The following is a 19,635-nucleotide window of genomic DNA, read 5'->3' as shown; positions in this document are numbered from 1 at the left end:
AGGCCGCGCGCGCCTGTTTAATACGTGCTTACGTGTTCGACCAGCTCGAAAGCAGGGCGGGAAGCTGCGCCATGGCGGTGAATACCTGCGCCACGCCCGCTTCGCGCAGCGCCCCGGCGCTGCGGTGGCCGGGCTCTGCCGGGCTGTAGCCGAAGACGGTGGCGCCGGCCGCGAGGCCCGCGCGCGCACCGGTGACCGTGTCCTCGATCACCGCGCAGCGGCCCGGCTGCACGCCCAGACCTGCCGCCGCCGCGAGATAGACGTCGGGGTGCGGCTTGCTGCGCGGCGTTTCGTGGCCGCTGTAGATATGGCTCTCGAAGCAATCGATGAGGCCCACCTTGCGCAACTGCAGTTCGACTTTGCGCCGGTCCGCGCCCGAGGCGACGGCGATGCGTCCATCCATTGCCGCATGCACGGCGCGTACGGCCGCGGGGGCGCCCGGAATCTCCACGAGATCGCGCTCGAGCGCATCGTTGCGGCGCACGCGAAAGCCCTCGAGCCAGGCATCGGTGATCGCGAAGCCCGTATGCGCCTCGATGCGCGTCGCTTCGTCTTTCACGGCCTTGCCGACGAAGATGGCCATGGCTTCGTCGACGGTGAGCGTCCAGCCGAGTTCGTCCAGCATCTGCGTGAGCACCACGTGGGTAATGCGTTCGGAGTCGACCAGCACGCCGTCACAGTCGAACAGGACGGCGTCGAAAGGGATGGGGGGCATCGTGTGTCTGCGTTTGCCTGGTTGCGCTGGAGTGCTTGCGCTCGCTAGCGGCGCGCGCAAGTGCGCGATGATAACCGGACTGGCGAAAAGGCGTCGGCTTCTCGGGCAGGCGCGCGGTGTGCCGCCTGGGTGGCGAATGGTCAGGTGACGGATGGCGCAGCGACACTGACTGCAATATTTGGCGGCATGGCGCGCGACGGTGGACAATACCCGTCTCCGAGCTTCTTCGCTTAACCGCTGCCATGTCCGCCGACGAAAAGAATCGCACCGCCGCCGCCATCACCGAGCTTCCGGGGCACGCCAGTTACACGCAGTTCGCCGACCGCTACGCCGAGCAGGCGCCCGTCAAGCCGCATAACGCGTTATACGAGCGGCCTGCCACGCGTTCGCTGCTTGGTCCGGTGGCGGGGCTCGACTTGCTCGATGCGGGCTGCGGGCCCGGCATCGTGAGCGCGGAGCTGGCGCATGAGGGCGCGCGCGTGCAGGCCTTCGACGTTACGCCCGCGATGGTCGAACTGGCGAAGGTCCGTTGCGCGGGCCTCGCTGTCGAGGTATCGCCGGGGGACCTCGCGCAGCCGCTCGACTGGCTTGCGAGCGCCGCGTTCGATCGCATTGTGTGCTCGCTGGCGCTCGACTACGTCGAGCATCTCGTGCCGACGTTTCGCGAGTTTCACCGCGTGGCGCGCCCCGGCGCGCTGCTGGTGTTTTCGATGGCGCATCCCATGCGCGACTGGATCGACACGCGCACGCGCGGCTCGCGCACCTACTTCGAGACGGCGCGCTTCGGCTTGCACTGGGGCGGCTTCGGCGAACCCAAGCCGTGGGTGGAAGCGTTCAGGCGGCCGCTCGCCGACCTCTTCAACGCGCTGACGGAAACCGGCTGGATCATCGACCGCGTGCTCGAGCCCGTGCCGCAGCCGGAAATGAAGGCGGTGTCGCCGGCGCTGCACGCCGAACTGACGCAGGCTCCGGCGTTCATCTGCGTGCGGGCGCGGCGCGTTTGAGCGGCTAACGGTCTGCCTGGCAGGCGGCTTAGCGTCGCGCTTCGCGCGAGCTGGCCGAGAGCGACTCTTCCAGCGCGGCCACGCCGGCGGGCAGATCGACCTTGACCCCCAGATCGCACATCGTGCGGCCAAGCGCGTGCACGGTGCGAAAGAGATTGTGCTCGCGGCACTGTTCGCCCATCTGCCCGATGCGAACGATTGGGAGCCCGAACGATCCGGCTATCTCGACCTGATATTGCTGCGAGATGTGGTTGCACACCTCGTGCGCCGTTGCCCCTGCGGGCAACGCAATGCCGACCACCGAATTCAGGCGGCAGGTCTGCGGCGTATACAGCGCGAGGCCCAGTGCGCTCACGCCGCTTTGCAACGCGAGCGAGCAGCGCAGATGGCGCGCGTAGCGCTTCTCGAGCGTTTCCCTGCAAACGAGGCGTAGCGCTTCGTGCAGCGCCAGCACGCCCGAGACGGGCGCCGTGTAGTGATAGCCGGCGTTGTGCCAGAAGTTCTCGGCGAGCATGGCGTCGAGGCACCAGTGTGTGTTCGGCGCGGTGCGCGTGCGCACGCGCTCCCAGGCGGCGTCCGAGAAGGCGATCAGCGAAACGCCGGGAATCGACGAAAGCCCTTTTTGCCCGCCCGTTATCACGACGTCGATGCCCCAGCCGTCCATTTCGAGCGGCATCGTGCTGAGCGTGCAGACGGCGTCCACCACCACGAGCGCGCCGGCGGCCTTGGCGATCTGCACGATTTCCCTGAGCTCGCGATTCCAGACCGTGTTCGACGTTTCGCCGTGCACGATCGTGACGACGGCCGGACGCGTGCGCTCGATGGCCTGCGTTACGGCCTCGAGCGAAGCGATATCACGGTCGGCCACGTCGAGCGTGGTGACTTCGGCACCCACGCGGCGCGCCATTTCGGCCATGCGCGCGCTGAAGAAGCCGTTGACGATGGAGAGCACGCGCGTGCCGGGCCACGCGAGGTTCGAAATCGCCATTTCCATGGCGGCCGAGCCGGGGCCAGCCACGCCGAGCACCCAGTTCGAACGCGTCTGGAACACGTAGCGCGCCATCGTCTTCACCTGATGAATGACGCGCGCCATGGTGTCGCCGAGGTGATTGATGACGACGGTGTTGGCCTTGGCCACGGCATCGGGAATCGGCACGGGGCCCGCGCCCATCATGAGGAGCGGCTCCTCGGGAAGGATGCGGTCGAGCGTCTCGACGGCGGGGCAAGGGACAGGCGCGGCCTCGGCCGCGGCCGCCGCTGTGCGCGAAGTGGCCAGCGGATCGGGGTGGAGCGCGTTGTCGTTCATTTCGGGTACCTGGTTTGACCTGGAAGTCGGTTGCGTGGGAGGCGCGCTGTCGCGGCCATCAGGCAGTGTTGTGCGGCGCGGCGGTACTGACCATGTACAGTTGCGCGGAATTTTCCTGAACAGTCGTTCGGGCGCCGCTTCGGCGTTCGGCGCATCGCTCTATAATCGAACGCATCGCCGGATAATGCAAGGAAGGCCGCGTATGTCGCAATTCGCCGTGGACAACCCGTTTCTTGAAACGCTTGGCGTGTGCGTCGCGCAGTGGCGCGAGGGCTATGCGGAGCTCGTGATGCCCATCGACGCCTCGAAGCTCAATCGACAGGGCGTCTTGCAGGGCGGCGCCATCGCTACGCTGCTCGATGCCGCGGCGGGCTACGCGGGACTCTTCGCGCCAGCCGGCGAGCCGCCGCGCCACGGCTTCACGCTCTCGCTCACGACCAACTATCTCGACAAGGGGATTGGCCGGTTCGTGCGCGCCAAGGGCTTTCTCGAGCGCGGCGGACGCTCGATCTTCTTCGCTCGATCCGAGGCGTGGGTGGATGACCGTTTGCTGATTGCGAGCGCTCAGGGGACCTTCAAGTATTCAAGAACGTCCTGATTTTCGATCGGGGAAATTGAATCGGCATCCGAAATAATTTCGCAAGTGACTGCCGCGCCGGACGCGGGGGCGCCGGATGCGCGCATGCGTCGTCGGGACTATTCCGGCTTGCACGGTTCGATTATGGAAAAAGCCGGGAGCCAGTAAGGTTTCTTGCTCCTGGATTGGAAATTGGTTGATTGGATGGCGTCTGGGGATTGCGAATTCAAGAGGCCGGATTTAAAAATTGAAATTTAACGATCTGGAAATAAAATTTTCTTGTAAATCAATGATTTGTCGTGATTTGTATTTAGGGTTTTCCCTCCCATCTATTATCGATCGTGGAATTCGTTAAGCGGGCGGATGTCGTCGGAAGTTTTTCCGATCTCCTTCGATTTGCCTGTTGGGTGGCAATGCCAGTTAAAACAAGCTTCGTGGTCTCCGGGAAAGTCTGATTTTTCCTGCCCCCCACAACCGCGTCAGCCGGGCATCCCAAGCTGGGGAGTCACGTACTGCGGTACGCGGTTCGATTTTTCCGGAAATTTTCAACGCGCTTTCGCGCCCGCCTCTCAATTGACCCATGCCAATACTCCCGCCGATATCGGAGAAAATCCACAGTTGCAGTAGAAAGCGATTATTGGTAGCATCCGCCCGTCGCTGATTCGGGCCGGTCCACCTTTCCGGTACGGAATGCAGCGAACGGGGCAGGCGGATTGCTTGCGCAACAGAATCTGTAACTCAACAGATTCTCCGAACTCAGCCGCCTATCAGGGCGCTGATACACGCCGGGCCCCGTCACGTCTTTTTTCTGGTGCTCGTCGTGGTCGTTCTCCAAGGCAGGTGTATTGGGGTGCTGTTCGTTTGCGCAGGTCATGCCGTCTGACCGGTTGACCCGAAAACAATCGAGGAGCTCCTGATGACGTTGTCCCGCCTTACCGCCGTTTCCTTGGCCGCCGCGCTGCTCGCATTGAGCGCAAGCGCGAACGCCGACACCGTGAAGATCGCCATTGCCGGCCCGTTCAGCGGCCCGGTCGCCCAGTACGGCGACATGGTCAAGGCGGGCGCGCTGACTGCGATCGAGCAGATCAACGCCGCTGGCGGCGTGAACGGCAACAAGCTCGAAGCCGTCCTGATGGACGACGCATGCGAGCCGAAGCAAGCCGTCGCCGTCGCCAACAAGATCGTGTCGCAGCACATCCAGTACGTGGTCGGCCACGTCTGCTCGGGTTCGACGATTCCGGCTTCGGACATCTACGAGAACGAAGGCATCGTGATGGTCACGCCGTCGGCGACCGCGCCGCAGCTGACCGAAGGCAAGAAGCGCCAGTTCGTCTTCCGCACCATCGGCCGCGACGACCAGCAAGGCCCCGCCGCCGCCGCTTACATTATCAACAAGGTCAAGCCGAAAAAGGTCGCGATCCTGCACGACAAGCAGTCGTACGGCCAGGGCATCGCCACGTCGGTGAAGGTCGCGCTCGACAAGGCGCATATTCCCGTCGTCGTGTTCGAGGGCATCAACGCCGGTGATTCGGACTACTCCGCAGTCGTCACGAAGCTCAAGTCGCAAGGGGTGGATTTCGTCTACTTCGGCGGCTACCACCCCGAAATGGGCCTGCTGATGCGCCAGTCGCGCGAACAGGGCGTGAAGGCCACGTTCATGGGACCGGAAGGCGTGGGCAACAAGGACGTGACGGCGATCGCCGGCCCGGCCTCGGAAGGCATGCTCGTCACGCTGCCTGCCGACTTCGCGTCGGACCCCGCCAACGCTAGGCTCGTAAAGGCCTTCGCCGACGCGAAGCGCGACGCAAACGGCCCGTTCCAGATGCCATCGTATGCGGCGGTCGAAGTGATCGCCGACGGCATTGCTGGCGCGAAGAGCACCGACCCGACCAAGGTCGCGGCCTACCTGCACAAGAACGCGTTCAACACGCCGATCGGCAAGGTCGAGTACGACGCGCAGGGTGACCTGAAGTCGTTCCGCTTTGTCGTCTACACGTGGCACAAGGACGCCACCAAGACCGCCGCGAACTGATCCCGCGCTGCACGCCGTGCATGCCTTGCCGCCCGAGGCGGGGCATGCAATGCGGTTGTGCGCGCGACGAAAATAAAAGGATCAACCCGTTTCAAGGCTCTCTTACCGGCTTCACGGCCGCGTGGCTTACGCATGAATGATTTTCTTCCGCAGTTCACCCAGCAGCTCGTCAACGGGCTCACGCTGGGCGCGATCTATGCGCTGATCGCCATCGGCTACACGATGGTCTACGGCATCATCGGCATGATCAACTTCGCTCACGGCGAGATCTACATGATCGGCGCCTATGTGGGCCTCGTCACGCTCACGGCCATCGGCACCTCGGCGGGTTATCCGCTGCCGCTCGTGCTGGGCGCGGCGCTCATCGTCTCGGTGGTCGTCACCGGGCTCTACGGTTTCGCGGTCGAGCGCGTGGCGTATCGGCCGCTGCGCGGCGGTCCGCGCCTCGTGCCGCTCATCTCCGCGATCGGCATGTCCATCTTCCTGCAGAACTACGTGCAGATCGGGCAGGGCGCACGCGACGTGTCCGTGCCGATGCTCATCTCGGGCGCGCTCGATTTCAACATGGGCGGCAACTTCGACGTGACGATTCCGTACTCGCGCATGCTGATCGTCGGCGTGACGATCGTGCTCATGATCGCGCTCACGCTCTTCATCTCGCGCTCGCGCATGGGCCGCGCGTGCCGCGCCTGCGCCGAGGACATGAAGATGGCCAACCTGCTCGGCATCGACACGAACCGCGTGATCTCGTTCACGTTCGTGCTCGGCGCGATGCTCGCGGCCGTGGGCGGCGTGCTGATCGGTCTCACGATCGGCAAGCTCAATCCGTATATCGGTTTTATCGCGGGCATCAAGGCGTTTACGGCGGCGGTGCTCGGCGGCATTGGCAGTATTCCGGGCGCGATGCTCGGAGGCGTGCTGCTCGGCCTCGCCGAAACCTTCGCCTCCGGCTACATGCCGGCCGAGTACAAGGACGTCGTGGCGTTCGGCCTGCTGGTGCTCGTGCTGCTGTTCCGTCCCACCGGCCTGCTCGGCAAGCCGGACGTCGAAAAGGTGTGAGGGCGCAATGAGTCAGACTGTTTCGGTAACGGCGCCCGCACAGGGCGCCACCTCGTCGCAAACGGTGAAGGGCGCGCTTGCCGCCGCCGTCGCGACCTTCATCCTCACGGCGCCCGTCCTTGGCCTGCAGCTCACGCTCGACGGCTATCAGGTCGTGCTGCAGCAGCACTGGCGTCCTGTGTGGATCGCGGCCGCCGTGGTGTTCGTGTTCCAGCTCGTCAGGCCGATGTTTGCGCGCGCAACGAGTGCTGTGCGCTTGCCCAGGGCGCCCGCGCTCGGCGCGCGCCAGCAGCGCGTGGCGATCTGGGTGCTGCTCGCGTTCGGCGCGGTGTTTCCGTTCATGGGATCGCGCGGCGCCGTGGACGTCGCGACGCTCGCGCTCATCTACGTAATTCTCGGCCTCGGCCTGAACATCGTGGTGGGCTTTGCGGGCCTGCTCGACCTGGGCTACGTGGGTTTCTACGCGGTTGGCGGCTATACGTATGCGCTGTTCAACCAGTACTTCGGCTTCACGTTCTGGGAATGCCTGCCGCTCGCCGCGCTCGCGGCGGCCACGTTCGGCTTCGTTCTCGGTTTTCCGGTGCTGCGTTTGCGCGGCGATTATCTCGCCATCGTCACGCTCGGCTTCGGTGAAATCATTCGCCTGCTGCTCAACAACCTCACGAGCATGACGGGCGGACCGGACGGCATCTCGGGCATTCCGAAGCCCACCGTGTTCGGCTTCGAAATGGCCCGCCACGCGAGCGTGGAAGGCGCGAAGACCTTCAACGAGCTGATCGGCATCGAGTACAGCGGCGAGCACATGGTGATCTTTTTGTACCTGCTCGCGCTCGTGCTGGTGGCGTTCACGCTATTCGTCACGAGCCGCCTGCTGCGCATGCCGATGGGCCGCGCATGGGAAGCGCTGCGCGAAGACGAAATCGCGTGCCGCTCGCTCGGCCTGAATCCCACGCGCATCAAGCTCTCGGCGTTCACGCTGGGCGCTTCGTTCGCGGGTCTTGCGGGGGCGTTCTTCGCCGCGCGCCAGGGGCTCGTGACGCCCGAGTCGTTCACGTTCATCGAGTCGGCGCTCATTCTCGCCGTGGTGGTGCTGGGCGGCATGGGTTCGCAGCTTGGCGTCGTGCTCGCTGCGATCCTGCTCACGGTGCTGCCCGAAGTCGCGCGCGGCTTTGCCGAGTACCGCATGCTGATCTTCGGTCTGGTGATGGTGCTGATGATGATGTGGCGTCCGCAGGGGCTGCTGCCCGCGAGCCGTCCGCACGTGGAGTTGCCGCAATGAGCGAACAGGCGTTGTTGAGAGTAGCGGGGCTGCAGATGCGCTTCGGCGGCCTGCTGGCCGTGGACGGCATCGACTTCGACGTGCGTCCGAACGAGGTGTTCGCCATCATCGGGCCGAACGGCGCGGGCAAGACCACGGTGTTCAACTGCGTGGGCGGTTTTTACAGGCCGACCGCCGGCGACATCGTGCTCGACGGCCATGCCATCACGGGCCAGCGGAGCCACCAGGTCGCGCGCCGCGGTCTCGTGCGCACGTTCCAGAACATTCGTCTCTTCAGGCAGTTGACGGTGCTGGAAAACCTGATGGTCGCGCAGCACCTGAAGGTGAACCGCAACATGCTGAGCGGCCTCTTCGCGACGCCCGCGTACCGCCGCGCCGAACGCGCCGCGCTCGAGCGCGCCGCGTACTGGCTCGAGCGCGTGGGCCTGAAGCAGGTGGCGAACCGCGAGGCGGGCACGCTCTCGTATGGCCATCAGCGCCGGCTCGAAATCGCGCGCTGCATGATCACCGATCCGCGCCTGTTGATGCTCGACGAGCCCGCTGCCGGGTTGAACCCGCAGGAGAAGGTCGAGCTGCAGCAGATGGTGGACGGCTTGCGCAACGAGTTCGGAATCTCCGTACTCCTGATCGAGCACGACATGAGTCTCGTGATGGGCGTGTCGGATCGCATTCTCGTGATGGAGCACGGCAAGCCGATCATGATCGGCAAACCCTGCGAAGTGCGAAACGACCCGCGCGTGATCAAGGCGTATCTCGGAGAGGACTGATGCTGAAGCTGGAAAAGGTCCATACCCATTACGGCGCGGTGGAAGCGCTGGCGGGCGTGTCGATCGAAGTGAACAAGGGCGAGATCGTTACGCTGATCGGCAGCAACGGCGCCGGCAAGACCACGCTCATGATGACCGTGTGCGGCACGCCGCGCGCCTCGTCGGGACACGTGATGTTCGAAGGGCAGGACATCACGCGCATGCCCACGCACGAAATCATGCGCAAGGGCATGGCGATTTCGCCCGAAGGCCGCCGCGTGTTTCCGAGCCTCACGGTGCTCGAAAACCTGCAGATGGGCGGCTTCTTCGCCTCGCAGCATGAAATCGATGCGGGCATCGAGCACGTTTTCAAGCTGTTTCCGCGCCTCAATCAGCGCGCGAAGCAGCGCGCGGGCACGATGTCGGGCGGCGAGCAGCAGATGCTCGCCATTGGCCGCGCGCTCATGAGCAAGCCGCGTTTGCTGCTGCTCGACGAGCCCACGCTCGGTCTCGCGCCGCTCGTGATTGCGCAGATCTTCGACATTATCCGCACGATCCGCGAGGAAGGCGTGACAGTGTTCCTCGTCGAGCAGAATGCGAACAAGGCGCTGCACGTGGCCGATCGCGGCTATGTGCTGGAAACGGGGCGCGTGGTGCTTGCCGATAGCGCCGACAACCTGCTCGCCAACGACGACATCAAACGCGCTTACCTGGGCGGTTGACCGTCCTGCGCGGAGGTGGTCCCGGCCCGCGCAGCGTAGGCTGCGCGGGCTTTTTTCTGCACGCCAATCGCGTAGGTCAATCGCCGCGCGTGATGGCGAGCTGCGCGATCAGGCGCATCAAGTCGGCCTGGCGGCGCGTGGCGGTTTTCGCGAACACGTGATGCAGATGGGTGCGCACGGTCGAGGGTAAAACACGCAGCGCCTCGGCGACGTCTTTCGGGTTGCGTCCTTTGCCGACCTCGCAGGCCACGCGCGCTTCGGCGGGCGTGAGGCCGAACAGCGCGACGAGCCGCGTTTCCACGCCGCGCCGCGCCGACTGCGGATCGATCACGATCAGCATGGCCGTGCCGCGAGTCGAGCCGTGTGCGAAGGCGGCATGCCGGTGCGCGCCGAGTGGCGAGACCAGCGCCTGGAGCGGCTCGTCGGGAGCGGGGCGGGCGATCAGCATCGCGCCGCCCGTGCGCGCGTCGTGGCCCGCCGCGCGCGCAATCAAGCCGCGCAACTGATGCGAGGCCGTGGCCGACGAAGCGCCGAGCACGTTGCGCTCGCAGCGCAATCCGCTCGCGTGCGCGAGCAGCGTCGTGGCGGCTCGATTCGCGAAGACGATGTGCGCGTCGGCGTCGACGATCAGCACGCCATGCGCGAGCGCGTCGAGCGCGTCCGTGCCCGCATGCGCGCTTTCGTCGTGCGATGACGGCGTGGTGTGCCGCTGCACGCGCAGTGCATTGCGCACATGCGGGAGCAGCGCGCGCAACGCGTCCAGTTCGTCCTCGCTGTAGAAACGCGCTTCGAGGCGCAGCGCGCCGAGCACGCCGGCCGCGCCGCCTTCGCGCAGGACGTTCGCGAACGCTACCGTGTGGATTGCCTGCGGGCGCACCCACTCCTGCACGAAGGCGCTGCGCTCGTGGCTGGCCTGAGGGCGGATCATCGTGTCGGTGACGAGCGTGCCCGCGGCCCAGCGGCGCACCTGCGGAATGAGCGGGTCGAGGCCGCCATAGTGCTGCGCATACGAATGGGCAAACGAAGCGGCGATGCCCTCCCAGCGGTCCAGCGAAAACGCGCTTTCGGGAGATAGCACGGTGAGGTTCACATGTTGCGCGCCGACTCGCTGTGCGATACGCGCACAGACGTCCGGCCAGCGCCCGACGTCGAAGGCAGCGTCGTAGATCGCCTCGATGAGGCCGCCTGGTCCGGTCGGATCGCTGGACGTCGCAGATGAGGCATGCGCGTTGCCTACGGGCGTATCGGTGGCGGCAGCATGTGCCGCCGTTGCGGGCCCCATGATGGTCTCCGGGCTGTGGATTCGTGACGGCAGAGGTCGAAGGGCATGCTCGCGACGTCACACAGGGCCATGTGGCAACGCAGCGACGCGGGCCGGGCTCGCAGCGCACGACCACGTTTGCAAACGGCAGGCGGGAGGGGCTGCGCTGCAGCATCCCGATGCGCCTCTCTCAAGGCATAGACGATAGAACCTACGATTCGCTTTCGTCGGCGCCGATTTCGCTTTTCGTTACATCCGATGCATTCCGGGGACTGGACAAGCGCGCCGCGCTCACGATAATTGAGCGTCCCGCACGAGGCGCCGCACGGGGAAAAGGCGCCGCGCGCCGCGCACGCCGTCGCGAGAACGAAGCGCGGGCGGACGACGAATCAGTGAAACCGGAGAGTCTTTGGATGTCTGAAGAGTACGAAGTGCATGGACCGCACGACCACGCCGTCGAACATGCCGCGGCGGGCCACGGCGGGCATGGGGAAGGCGACCCGTTCCCGGGCCGCATGGCCGTGATGACCGCGATCCTCGCCTCGATCGGGGCGATTTTCGCGTACCAGAGCGGCAATAGCGAGAATCTCGCGCTCTACTACAAGAACGAAGCGGCGATTCACAAAACCGAAGCCGCGAATCAATGGGCCTATTACCAGGCGAAAGGCGAGAAGCAGAATCTTGCGGAGCTGGGCGCGGCGCTCGCCTCGCTCGCGCCGGATTCGGACGCCGCGCAGCGCCGGTTCGCCAGCGACGCCGATCGTTATCGCCAGCAGAAAGAGCCGATCCGCGCCACGGCGGAGGCGCTTGAAAAGACCGTCGCGCAAGACGACGCGCTAAGCGAGAAGCTGCTTCACGGGCATCACCGCTGGGCGCAAGCCACCACGCTCATCCAGATCTCGATCGCGCTGACGGCGATTACGCTGCTCACGCGTCGGCGCTGGCTCCTGAACGCCTCGGTGGGCGTGGGCGTCGTGGGCGTAGGGCTGGGGGCGTGGGCATTCTTCGGCGGCTGAACGGACGCGGGCGGTGAGGCGGTCCGCGCTCCACTACCCACCGCAGACGATGGCCGTGAGCAGCAGCGGCACCACCGATTGCACGGTGGCGTCGCTATTGGCTTCGCGCACGCGCGAGCGCACCTTTTCCGCGGGCGCGGACACGACGACGCCGTAGAGCGGCGACGCGATCTCCTTGCCCGCGCCGCGCTTGAAGAGCGTGTCGCCGGGGTCGTAGCCCAGCACCACGTAAATCGGAAAGCCGAACGCGCTCAGGCGCGTGCCGCGCACGGGGCGAAACGCGTTGACCGAATTGGCCTCGACGCGGCTCGGTTGCGGGTCGATCGATTTGTCGTCGATGAGCGACGATATGAACGTGTGGGGATCGGACTTGCAGTCGAACTGCTGATCGCGCGCGCCGGTTGAGGTTTGCGCATGCGCGAAGACCGGGATCAGCAGGGCGGCGAGCGTGGCGAGCCAGGTTAAGGCGGTGGCCCACAGCGTGGCGGCCGAAAACGTGAATACCACGGAAATTGGGTGCTTGGTCATGGCTACGAGCAGGCTATGCCGGGGGGAGAAGACCGCTTGACTCCATTCGACACCCAGACTTCGTCCATGTTCAAGTGGCGCGGCACAAAAATTGCGCAGGACGTGCGCCCGCGCACATCCTGATGCGGGTTGGGGGGTTACAGCATCGATTTCGCCTGGCTCAGGATCTTGTCGCAGACCTGTTTCGTGGCCGCCTCTTTCAGGCCGCCGCCGCTGAGGTCGAGCTTCTGGCCGTTGCCGGCCGTGAGAATGCCGCTCGTGCCCTGCGTATAGCCGCTATCGGTGGTGTTCTGGCCGCCGGGCAGCTTGCCGAGCAGCGAGTCCTTGACGTTGCCCGCGGCATCGGCGTTCAGATAATTGTTCTGGATGCAGTATTGCAGCACGCCCGTGACGTTGCCGAGACTGTTGGACGTCAGCGACGGCGCCGAAAGCGCGCTGCCGAGCCCCCCCATATTGCCGAGCGCGCCCTGTGCCGAACCGCTGTTGTTGCCGCCCTGGTTGAGGAGGTTGCCGAGTTGGGCCTGTGCGGCGCCCCAGGGCGCGAGCAACGCCAGCGTCAGGGTAGCCGTCAACGCCGTGGCGATGCGCGGTGCAGAGGTTTGCATACACGATTCTCCGTGGTGGTCGGTGCCTTCTTACTATAAACGGATTCGTCCGCGCGGCTTCGCTGCATGACGCTGTGCGCGAGCGTTTGGGCGGTTGCCCGGAACGGGCCCGATAGGGACAGCCGGGATAATGCCGGTTGCATGCGCGTGTCATCGCCGCGTCATTTGTTGCATGCACAACGATGGTTGCAAGGCGCGAACGAGACGCTCGTCGAAGCCCGCTTCGCTTCAAGTGGTATGCATGCATCGTGGGCGGCGCGAGAGCGCGGAAAGTGCGCGGACGAGCAACGAAGGAACCTGTTACAAGTGTATCGATGATGTAAAGCATCATGTTTACAGGGCTTTTCAGCAATATTCACGCTGATCCAAGGTGGAGTTTGTTTCTAACCGTAACACTTATTACGGCCCTCCTCATCGGCTGGTTTCAGGTGGTATGCTTCCTGCACAAATTCTCCCTTGCACGAGTGAGACCACGTGTATTGCGTCAATACCGTGAATGGACGCACTGCGAGAGTGCGATTCGCGACGCAAATGAACACGTCATATAAGCATATGGTGCAACCGAGCTAGCCAACGCGGACGTCAAGATCCGCAAGCAAGTGCTCCGTCACTGCAGCCCCGGTCCGGCTGCGTGGAGAACAGCATGAATTTCGAAGAACTGAGCGACGACGAGTGGATGCAGATCTGCTCGCTCGTATCAGATGAACCTCCCATTCGACTCAATCGGCGCGGCCGTCCTCGCGCCGAACCGCGAGTCGTGGCCAACGCCGTGCTATGGATTCTGACGACCGGTGAGTCGTGGTCGCGTTTGCCCGCGCGTTATCCGTCCGGTCCCACGTGCCGGCGCCGCTTCGAGGAATGGCACGTGAGCGGCACGCTGCTCGAACTGGTCGAGCTGCTGTCGCAGCGCGGGCGCAAGTTCGTCTATGTGCCCCAGCCGGCGCAGGCGGATACGCAACCGGTTGCGGTCGCGGTCGAAGAGGTGTCGGCCGAGGACGATGGTCAGCCGGCCGTGTACTGGAAGAGCCCCGAAGCATGGCAGGCTCCCGCCGCGCTCGCCGACGCGCCGCTCGCCGATCCCATGGAGAGCATGATGCAGCAGCTCGCGGGCGGCGAAGCGGCAGTGCCCGCTTCGTTTGCCTCGCCGGCCACGGCCGAACGGAGCGCCCAACCCGGCGCGCCGCTCGCGCCCGCCCGCGTGAGCAAGCCGGTGGCGACCCGCGCGATGCCGCGCGAAGAGCGCGGCACGACGCATCGCGGCGCACACGCGGCGGGCTTGGCAGTGCAGGTCGCCGAATGGCGCGGCTACACGATGAGCCTGACGGTGCAGCCGGTGCGCAACCGCATGTTTCGCGGGGCCGTGGAAATCCTCAAGGATGGCAGGCGCCTCGAGCGGTCGGGCCTGATCGGTCCGCCGTTCCAGGACCGCGAATCGGCGCGGAATTTCGCCTTCGACTGGGCGCGCGAATGGGTCGAGCGCGAAGGTGCGGCCGAGTCCACATCGGGCGCTTCCTTTCCGGTCTCGCATCCCGCCAGGCATTCCGCTGCAAAAGGTGTTGCGCAGAGCGTTCCGCAGGCCGCGCTGGGGGCTGCTGTGCCGCCTGCGCAAAGCAGCGCGAGCGCGACACGCGGCGGCGACGCGTCGAGCGCCGTCATCACGCGTTCGTTGCCCCCGGCCGTGCCCGGCAGCGTGCGGCTCGCGCCGCTGCAACGCTACACCGCCACGGGCACGCTGCTTACCGGCAGCGACGCGCGCGACGCCAGCAATGCGGCGTCCGGCAGCGCCGAACGCCGTCCCGCGGGAACGCGCTACCGCACGCTGGCGCGCTGAGACTGCGGGCTGCGCGCCGGGGCGCGCAGCCTTGCCTCATCTACTTCACTTACTGCCTGCCGTACTGATCGTCGAGACGCACGATATCGTCTTCACCGAGATACGAGCCCGACTGCACCTCGATGATCTCGAGCGGCATCTTGCCCGGATTTTCCAGTCGATGCGCCACGCCAAGCGGGATGTACGCTGATTCGTTTTCCGAAACGATGAAGCGTTCTTCCCCGCGTGTGACGAGCGCCGTGCCGCGTACGACTACCCAGTGTTCCGCGCGGTGGTGGTGCATCTGCAGCGAGAGGCGCGCGCCCGGTTCGACGACGATGCGTTTGACCTGGAAGCGTTCGCCGCTGTCGACGCTATCGTAATGTCCCCACGGACGATGCACGAGTCGGTGCGCCACGGCTTCGTTGCCGCGCTGCTGCTTGAGGCGCTGCACGACCTTCTTGACGTCCTGGGCGCGCGAGCGGTCGGCGACGAGCAAGGCGTCGGCGGTTTCCACGACCACGAGGTCCTTCGTGCCGAGGCAGGCGACGAGGCGGCCGTCGGAATGCGCGAAGGTGTCGCTTGCGCCTTCGAACATCACGCGTCCGTGCGCGACGTTGCCTTCGTCGTCCTTCGGCGAGACTTGCCACACGGTGTCCCACGAGCCGAGATCGGTCCAGCCGGCCGTGAGCGGCACGACCACGCCGCTTGCGACCGCGGGGTCGCCGGCGAGCGGCTCCATCACGGCATAGTCGATCGAGTTCGAGGGCGCGCGCGCGAACGCCTCACTGTCGACGCGGAAGAAGTCGCCGTCTTCCTTGCCATGCTCGATGGCTTCCGTGCACGCCGCGTAAATCGCGGGCTGGAAGTGGCGGATCGCCTTGAGCCAGGTCGAGGCGCGCACGATGAAAATGCCGCTGTTCCACCAGTAGCGCTGCGAAGCGACGTATTGCTGGGCCAGCTCGAAATAGGGCTTTTCGACGAAACCGTTGAGGCGCCGCGCGCCGTTCGGTTCTGCGTTCGCGAGCGGCTCGCCTACGTGAATGTAGCCGTAGCCCACTTCGGCGTGCGTGGGTACGATGCCCATCGTCACGATCTGGCCGTTCGCCGCATGCCGCACGCCTTCGGCCACGGCGTTCCGGAATGCGTCGAGGTCGGCGAGCGCATGGTCGGCCGGCATCACCACGAGGATGCCGTCTTCGTGTGCGCCGACCACCGACATGGCGGCGATCGTGAGCGCGGGCGCCGTATCGCGGCCCACCGGCTCGAGAATCAGACGCGCACGTTTGCCTGCTGCGCGAACCTGATCGGCAGTGGTGAAGCGGTGTTCTTCATTGCAGACGATGAGCAACTGTTCCGCGAGCGTCACGCGCTCGGCCAGCGCATCGAGGCGCCCCGCCGTGTTGGCGAGCAGCGACTGCTCGCCAACGAGATTGATCATCTGCTTCGGATATTGCTCGCGCGACAGTGGCCACAACCGCGAGCCCGCGCCGCCTGCAAGCACGACAGGACATACCTGCAATGCATTGCGCGCTTCGGTCCGCGTCTGCGACGCCTTTGCCGACGCCGTTGCGGAATCCGTATCCGTCATCTCGCTCTCCTGTAAAAGGTATCGGTGCTGCGATTTGTAGCATGCTTAAAATCGTCATAAATAGAGTCGTAAAGAAGAAAACAGAAAATATTCGGATTAAATTTAAATCGCGCATCCGTCACATCGGAATCGCGATGAAAAATCGAATAAAAATTCCGCATGGCGTCTTCGCAATTTCTTGTCGGAACCGGAAATCACGACGCGAATCAGGAAAAATGTACCTGCAAGCATGCGCGTACCGGCCGTAAGACAAGCGGGTTCCGGAAATATTTCCCGAAAAAATTCTCAAAAAAATGACCCGAAAGAGGCGAAACATTTGGAGATATTTTTGAGCCTTGCGGTCGGAATTTTTATCGCGCTTTATTAGGGTTTATTCGGATCCGAATTAGCGGCGCCATGCGTTTTATCGGCGACGCACTCCCAGAAACTCCTGAAGCGATCGACCATGGGCAGCAGCGCATGGCCGCGATTCATTCCTTTAACCCGAGGTGCCGGACATGCTCAGCGTTCTAGCCAGAATCTTCGACGTTGCCGCCATCGCCGCTGGCGCGCTGCTTGCGGCCGCCCTGCACCGCGGCCAGGTCTCGCCGCTCGCCGACGCGGAAAGCGTGGCGCTCGCGTTCAACTGCGTACTCGCGATCTGGATGTTCCCCGCGTTCGGCATTTACCAGTCGTGGCGAGGCAAGTCCCTCTACGGCCTCTTTGCGCGCGTGTGCGCCGCGTGGCTCGCCGTGGAAGGCACTGGCGTGCTGCTGAGCTTCAGCGTGCACCGCGCCGATTCGCTCTCGCGCCTGTGGCTCGCCTGGTGGGTCGTCGCCTCGGTGGCGCTGCTGATCGTTTCGAAGGCGCTCGTGCACATGGTGCTGCGTGGCATTCGCCGCGAGGGCTACAACCAGAAGGCCGTGGCCGTGGTGGGCGGTCCGCGCTATGGCCGCTTCCTCGTCGAGCACATGCGCCATCACCCCGAGGCGGGCTTTCACCCCGCGCTCGTATTCGACGAGGACAACGACGCGGACGGCGCCGCCGCGATCGACGGCGTGCCTGTGGAGCGCAACCTGCAGGCCATGCTCGAATTCGTGCGCGAGAACGGCGTGCGCGAACTCTGGCTCGCCCTGCCGATCACCAAGGAGCGCACGATTCACCGCATCGTCACGGCTTTGCGCAACGACTTCGTGAACATTCGCTTCATTCCGGACGTGCGCAGCCTCTCGTTCTTCAGTCAGCCCGTCGTCGACTTGCTGGGCGTGCCCGCGATCAATCTCGCGGCCTCGCCGGTCACGGATCTGCGCGTGCTGCCCAAGCGCGTATTCGACATCGTGTTCGCGGGCGGCGTGCTGGTCGCGCTCGCGCCGCTGCTCGCCGCGATCGCGCTGGCCGTGAAGCTCACGTCGAAGGGACCGGTGTTCTTCAAGCAGCGTCGCAAGGGGCTCGACGGCAACGAATTCGAAATCTACAAGTTCCGCTCGATGAAGGTCCATGCGGAAGCGGCGGGCCAGGTCACGCAGGCTCGCCGCAACGATCCGCGCGTCACGCCCGTGGGCGCGTTCCTGCGCCGCACGAGCCTGGACGAGCTGCCGCAATTCATCAACGTGCTCAAGGGCGAGATGTCGGTGGTCGGGCCGCGCCCGCACGCGCTCGCGCACGACGACATCTACAAGGATCTCGTGCGCGGCTACATGGCGCGTTATCGCATCAAGCCCGGCATCACGGGCTGGGCACAGGTCAACGGCTATCGCGGCGAGACCGACCGCGTGGAAAAGATGCGCGACCGCGTGCGCTTCGATCTGCACTACATGCAGCACTGGAGTTTTGCGCTCGATCTGCGCATCGTGGCGATGACGATGTGGAAAGGCTTCGCAGGACAGAACGCATATTGAGGCGAAGCGAGTGCGCGTCGAGCTCGTGCTTGTGCGCGCAACGTTTCGCATGACACGAAGAACCAATCACTCTTGAGGTGGGCATGAATCTGACGATCATTGGCAGCGGTTATGTGGGTCTCGTAACGGGTGCTTGTCTTGCCGACATCGGCAACGACGTGTTTTGCCTCGACGTCGATGCACGCAAGATCGAACTCCTCAATCAGGGCGTTGTGCCGATTCACGAGCCGGGCCTGCAGGAAATCATCGAACGCAACCGGCGCGCGCGGCGGCTCACGTTTTCGACCGACGTCGAGGCGGCCGTCGCGCATGGCGACGTGCAGTTCATTGCCGTGGGCACGCCGCCCGACGAGGACGGCTCCGCCGATCTCCAGTACGTGCTGGCGGCCGCGCGCAACATCGGCCGTCACATGAAAGGGTTCAAGGTCGTGGTGGACAAGTCCACGGTGCCCGTGGGCACGGCCGCGCTCGTGCACGACGCGATCGCCTCCGAACTGCGCAAGCGCGGCGAGAGCCACATGTTCTCGGTGGTGTCGAACCCGGAGTTCCTCAAGGAAGGCGCGGCCGTGGAGGACTTCGCGCGGCCCGACCGCATCGTGCTCGGCTGCAACGACGACGTGCCCGGCGAGCGCGCCCGCGAAGTGATGAAGCGGCTCTATGCGCCGTTCAACCGCAACCACGAGCGCACGCTCTACATGGACGTGCATTCGGCGGAATTCACGAAGTACGCGGCCAACGCGATGCTCGCCACGCGCATCTCGTTCATGAACGAACTCGCGAATCTCGCGGACCGCGTGGGCGCCGATATCGAGGCGGTGCGCCGCGGCGTGGGCTCCGATCCGCGCATCGGCTACGACTTCCTCTATGCGGGCTGCGGCTATGGCGGCTCGTGTTTTCCGAAAGACGTGAAGGCGCTCATGCGGACCGCAGAAGATTTCGGCGAGCCGCTGCAGATCCTGCGCGCCGTGGAGTCCGTCAATGAAGCGCAGAAGCAGGTATTGGCGCAGAAGATCGTCACGCGCTTCGGCTCCGACCTCGCGGGCCGCACGTTCGGCGTCTGGGGTCTCGCGTTCAAGCCGAACACCGACGACATGCGCGAGGCGCCGAGCCGCACGCTCATCGCCGAACTGCTCGCGCGCGGCGCGAGCGTCAAGGCCTACGACCCCGTTGCGACGGACGAGGCCAAGCGCGTTCTCGCGCTCGATCTCGCGCGCGCGCCGGAACAGCAGACGCGGCTTTCGTTCGTGCACGACGCGATGGAAGCCGCGAGCGGCGCGGATGCCGTTGTCGTCGCGACGGAGTGGAAGGTGTTCAAGGCGCCGGACTTCGACGCGCTCAAGTCGCATCTGAAGATGCCGATCGTCTTCGACGGCCGCAATCTCTACGACCCGCACGCGCTGCAGGAACTCGGCATCGAGTACCACGCCGTGGGCCGCGCGAGCGCGACCCAGGCGAGCCGCGCCCGCGCCGAAGTCGCCGCCACGCAGGCGCTGGCCTGAGCCGCCGC

17 protein-coding genes are annotated in these 19,635 nt (G+C 65.0%); 11 read left to right on the top strand and 6 right to left on the bottom strand.

What is annotated here, in order from left to right; all coding sequences use genetic code 11:
• Positions 1 to 28: 28 nt before the first annotated feature.
• Positions 29 to 715, bottom strand: coding sequence for an HAD family hydrolase (locus BLU17_RS20660; protein ID WP_092000538.1), 687 nt, complete (start codon positions 713 to 715; stop codon positions 29 to 31).
• A gap of 242 nt (positions 716 to 957) precedes the next feature.
• Here BLU17_RS20660 and BLU17_RS20655 point away from each other — a divergent pair, with 242 nt between their 5' ends.
• Positions 958 to 1,719 (top strand): class I SAM-dependent methyltransferase, encoded by a 762-nt coding sequence (locus BLU17_RS20655; protein ID WP_092000535.1) that lies wholly within the window; start codon positions 958 to 960, stop codon positions 1,717 to 1,719.
• A gap of 28 nt (positions 1,720 to 1,747) precedes the next feature.
• Here the strand turns inward: BLU17_RS20655 and BLU17_RS20650 are convergent, their stop codons facing one another.
• Positions 1,748 to 2,893, bottom strand: a complete 1,146-nt coding sequence (locus BLU17_RS20650; protein WP_245746954.1) for a pyridoxal-phosphate-dependent aminotransferase family protein — start codon at positions 2,891 to 2,893, stop codon at positions 1,748 to 1,750.
• A 334-nt stretch (positions 2,894 to 3,227) separates the two neighbouring features.
• Here BLU17_RS20650 and BLU17_RS20645 point away from each other — a divergent pair, with 334 nt between their 5' ends.
• The 6 genes from BLU17_RS20645 (at position 3,228) to BLU17_RS20620 (ending at position 9,440) form a co-directional block, all read left to right on the top strand.
• Positions 3,228 to 3,623: a PaaI family thioesterase gene (locus tag BLU17_RS20645; protein WP_092000528.1), complete on the top strand. Its 396-nt coding sequence runs from the start codon at positions 3,228 to 3,230 to the stop codon at positions 3,621 to 3,623.
• Between the two features lie 895 nt (positions 3,624 to 4,518).
• Positions 4,519 to 5,634 carry a branched-chain amino acid ABC transporter substrate-binding protein gene (locus tag BLU17_RS20640; protein WP_092000525.1) on the top strand — a complete coding sequence of 372 codons (1,116 nt, stop codon included), beginning with the start codon at positions 4,519 to 4,521 and terminating at the stop codon, positions 5,632 to 5,634.
• Between the two features lie 132 nt (positions 5,635 to 5,766).
• Entirely contained in the window at positions 5,767 to 6,693 is a 927-nt protein-coding gene (livH, locus tag BLU17_RS20635) for a high-affinity branched-chain amino acid ABC transporter permease LivH (protein WP_092000522.1), read from the top strand.
• 7 nt (positions 6,694 to 6,700) lie between these two features.
• Positions 6,701 to 7,972, top strand: coding sequence for a high-affinity branched-chain amino acid ABC transporter permease LivM (locus BLU17_RS20630; RefSeq protein ID WP_092000520.1), 1,272 nt, complete (start codon positions 6,701 to 6,703; stop codon positions 7,970 to 7,972).
• Positions 7,969 to 8,739 carry a high-affinity branched-chain amino acid ABC transporter ATP-binding protein LivG gene (livG, locus tag BLU17_RS20625; protein ID WP_092000517.1) on the top strand — a complete coding sequence of 257 codons (771 nt, stop codon included), beginning with the start codon at positions 7,969 to 7,971 and terminating at the stop codon, positions 8,737 to 8,739. The genes BLU17_RS20630 and livG overlap by 4 nt, the downstream gene beginning before the upstream one ends.
• On the top strand, positions 8,739 to 9,440 hold the full coding sequence (locus BLU17_RS20620) for an ABC transporter ATP-binding protein (protein ID WP_092000514.1): 702 nt from the start codon (positions 8,739 to 8,741) through the stop codon (positions 9,438 to 9,440). The genes livG and BLU17_RS20620 overlap by 1 nt, the downstream gene beginning before the upstream one ends.
• Before the next feature lie 76 nt (positions 9,441 to 9,516).
• Here BLU17_RS20620 and BLU17_RS20615 read toward each other — a convergent pair whose 3' ends face one another.
• Entirely contained in the window at positions 9,517 to 10,722 is a 1,206-nt protein-coding gene (locus tag BLU17_RS20615) for a helix-turn-helix transcriptional regulator (protein WP_092000513.1), read from the bottom strand.
• A gap of 392 nt (positions 10,723 to 11,114) precedes the next feature.
• Between BLU17_RS20615 and BLU17_RS20610 the strand changes: the two genes are divergently transcribed.
• Positions 11,115 to 11,717 (top strand): DUF4337 domain-containing protein, encoded by a 603-nt coding sequence (locus BLU17_RS20610; RefSeq protein WP_092000510.1) that lies wholly within the window; start codon positions 11,115 to 11,117, stop codon positions 11,715 to 11,717.
• A 33-nt stretch (positions 11,718 to 11,750) separates the two neighbouring features.
• Here the strand turns inward: BLU17_RS20610 and BLU17_RS20605 are convergent, their stop codons facing one another.
• Both BLU17_RS20605 and BLU17_RS20600 read right to left on the bottom strand, forming a co-directional pair.
• Positions 11,751 to 12,245, bottom strand: a complete 495-nt coding sequence (locus tag BLU17_RS20605) for a hypothetical protein (RefSeq protein WP_092000507.1) — start codon at positions 12,243 to 12,245, stop codon at positions 11,751 to 11,753.
• A 137-nt stretch (positions 12,246 to 12,382) separates the two neighbouring features.
• On the bottom strand, positions 12,383 to 12,850 hold the full coding sequence (locus BLU17_RS20600; RefSeq protein ID WP_092000505.1) for a YjjA family protein: 468 nt from the start codon (positions 12,848 to 12,850) through the stop codon (positions 12,383 to 12,385).
• Between the two features lie 643 nt (positions 12,851 to 13,493).
• Here BLU17_RS20600 and BLU17_RS20595 point away from each other — a divergent pair.
• Positions 13,494 to 14,681, top strand: a complete 1,188-nt coding sequence (locus BLU17_RS20595; protein WP_092000502.1) for a transposase — start codon at positions 13,494 to 13,496, stop codon at positions 14,679 to 14,681.
• Positions 14,682 to 14,730: 49 nt separating this feature from the next.
• Here the strand turns inward: BLU17_RS20595 and BLU17_RS20590 are convergent, their stop codons facing one another.
• Positions 14,731 to 16,251 (bottom strand): mannose-1-phosphate guanylyltransferase/mannose-6-phosphate isomerase, encoded by a 1,521-nt coding sequence (locus BLU17_RS20590; protein WP_092000499.1) that lies wholly within the window; start codon positions 16,249 to 16,251, stop codon positions 14,731 to 14,733.
• A 497-nt stretch (positions 16,252 to 16,748) separates the two neighbouring features.
• Between BLU17_RS20590 and BLU17_RS20585 the strand changes: the two genes are divergently transcribed.
• Positions 16,749 to 18,128: an undecaprenyl-phosphate glucose phosphotransferase gene (locus BLU17_RS20585; RefSeq protein WP_092000498.1), complete on the top strand. Its 1,380-nt coding sequence runs from the start codon at positions 16,749 to 16,751 to the stop codon at positions 18,126 to 18,128.
• An 83-nt stretch (positions 18,129 to 18,211) separates the two neighbouring features.
• On the top strand, positions 18,212 to 19,627 hold the full coding sequence (locus tag BLU17_RS20580; protein WP_092000496.1) for a UDP-glucose dehydrogenase family protein: 1,416 nt from the start codon (positions 18,212 to 18,214) through the stop codon (positions 19,625 to 19,627).
• The last annotated feature ends 8 nt before the right edge of the window (positions 19,628 to 19,635 follow it).

Source organism: Paraburkholderia lycopersici, from assembly GCF_900096975.1.
Lineage (GTDB): Bacteria > Pseudomonadota > Gammaproteobacteria > Burkholderiales > Burkholderiaceae > Paraburkholderia > Paraburkholderia lycopersici.
The sequence above is the reverse complement of the archived record's forward strand: the minus strand, read 5'-3'. Positions and strand labels throughout refer to the sequence as shown.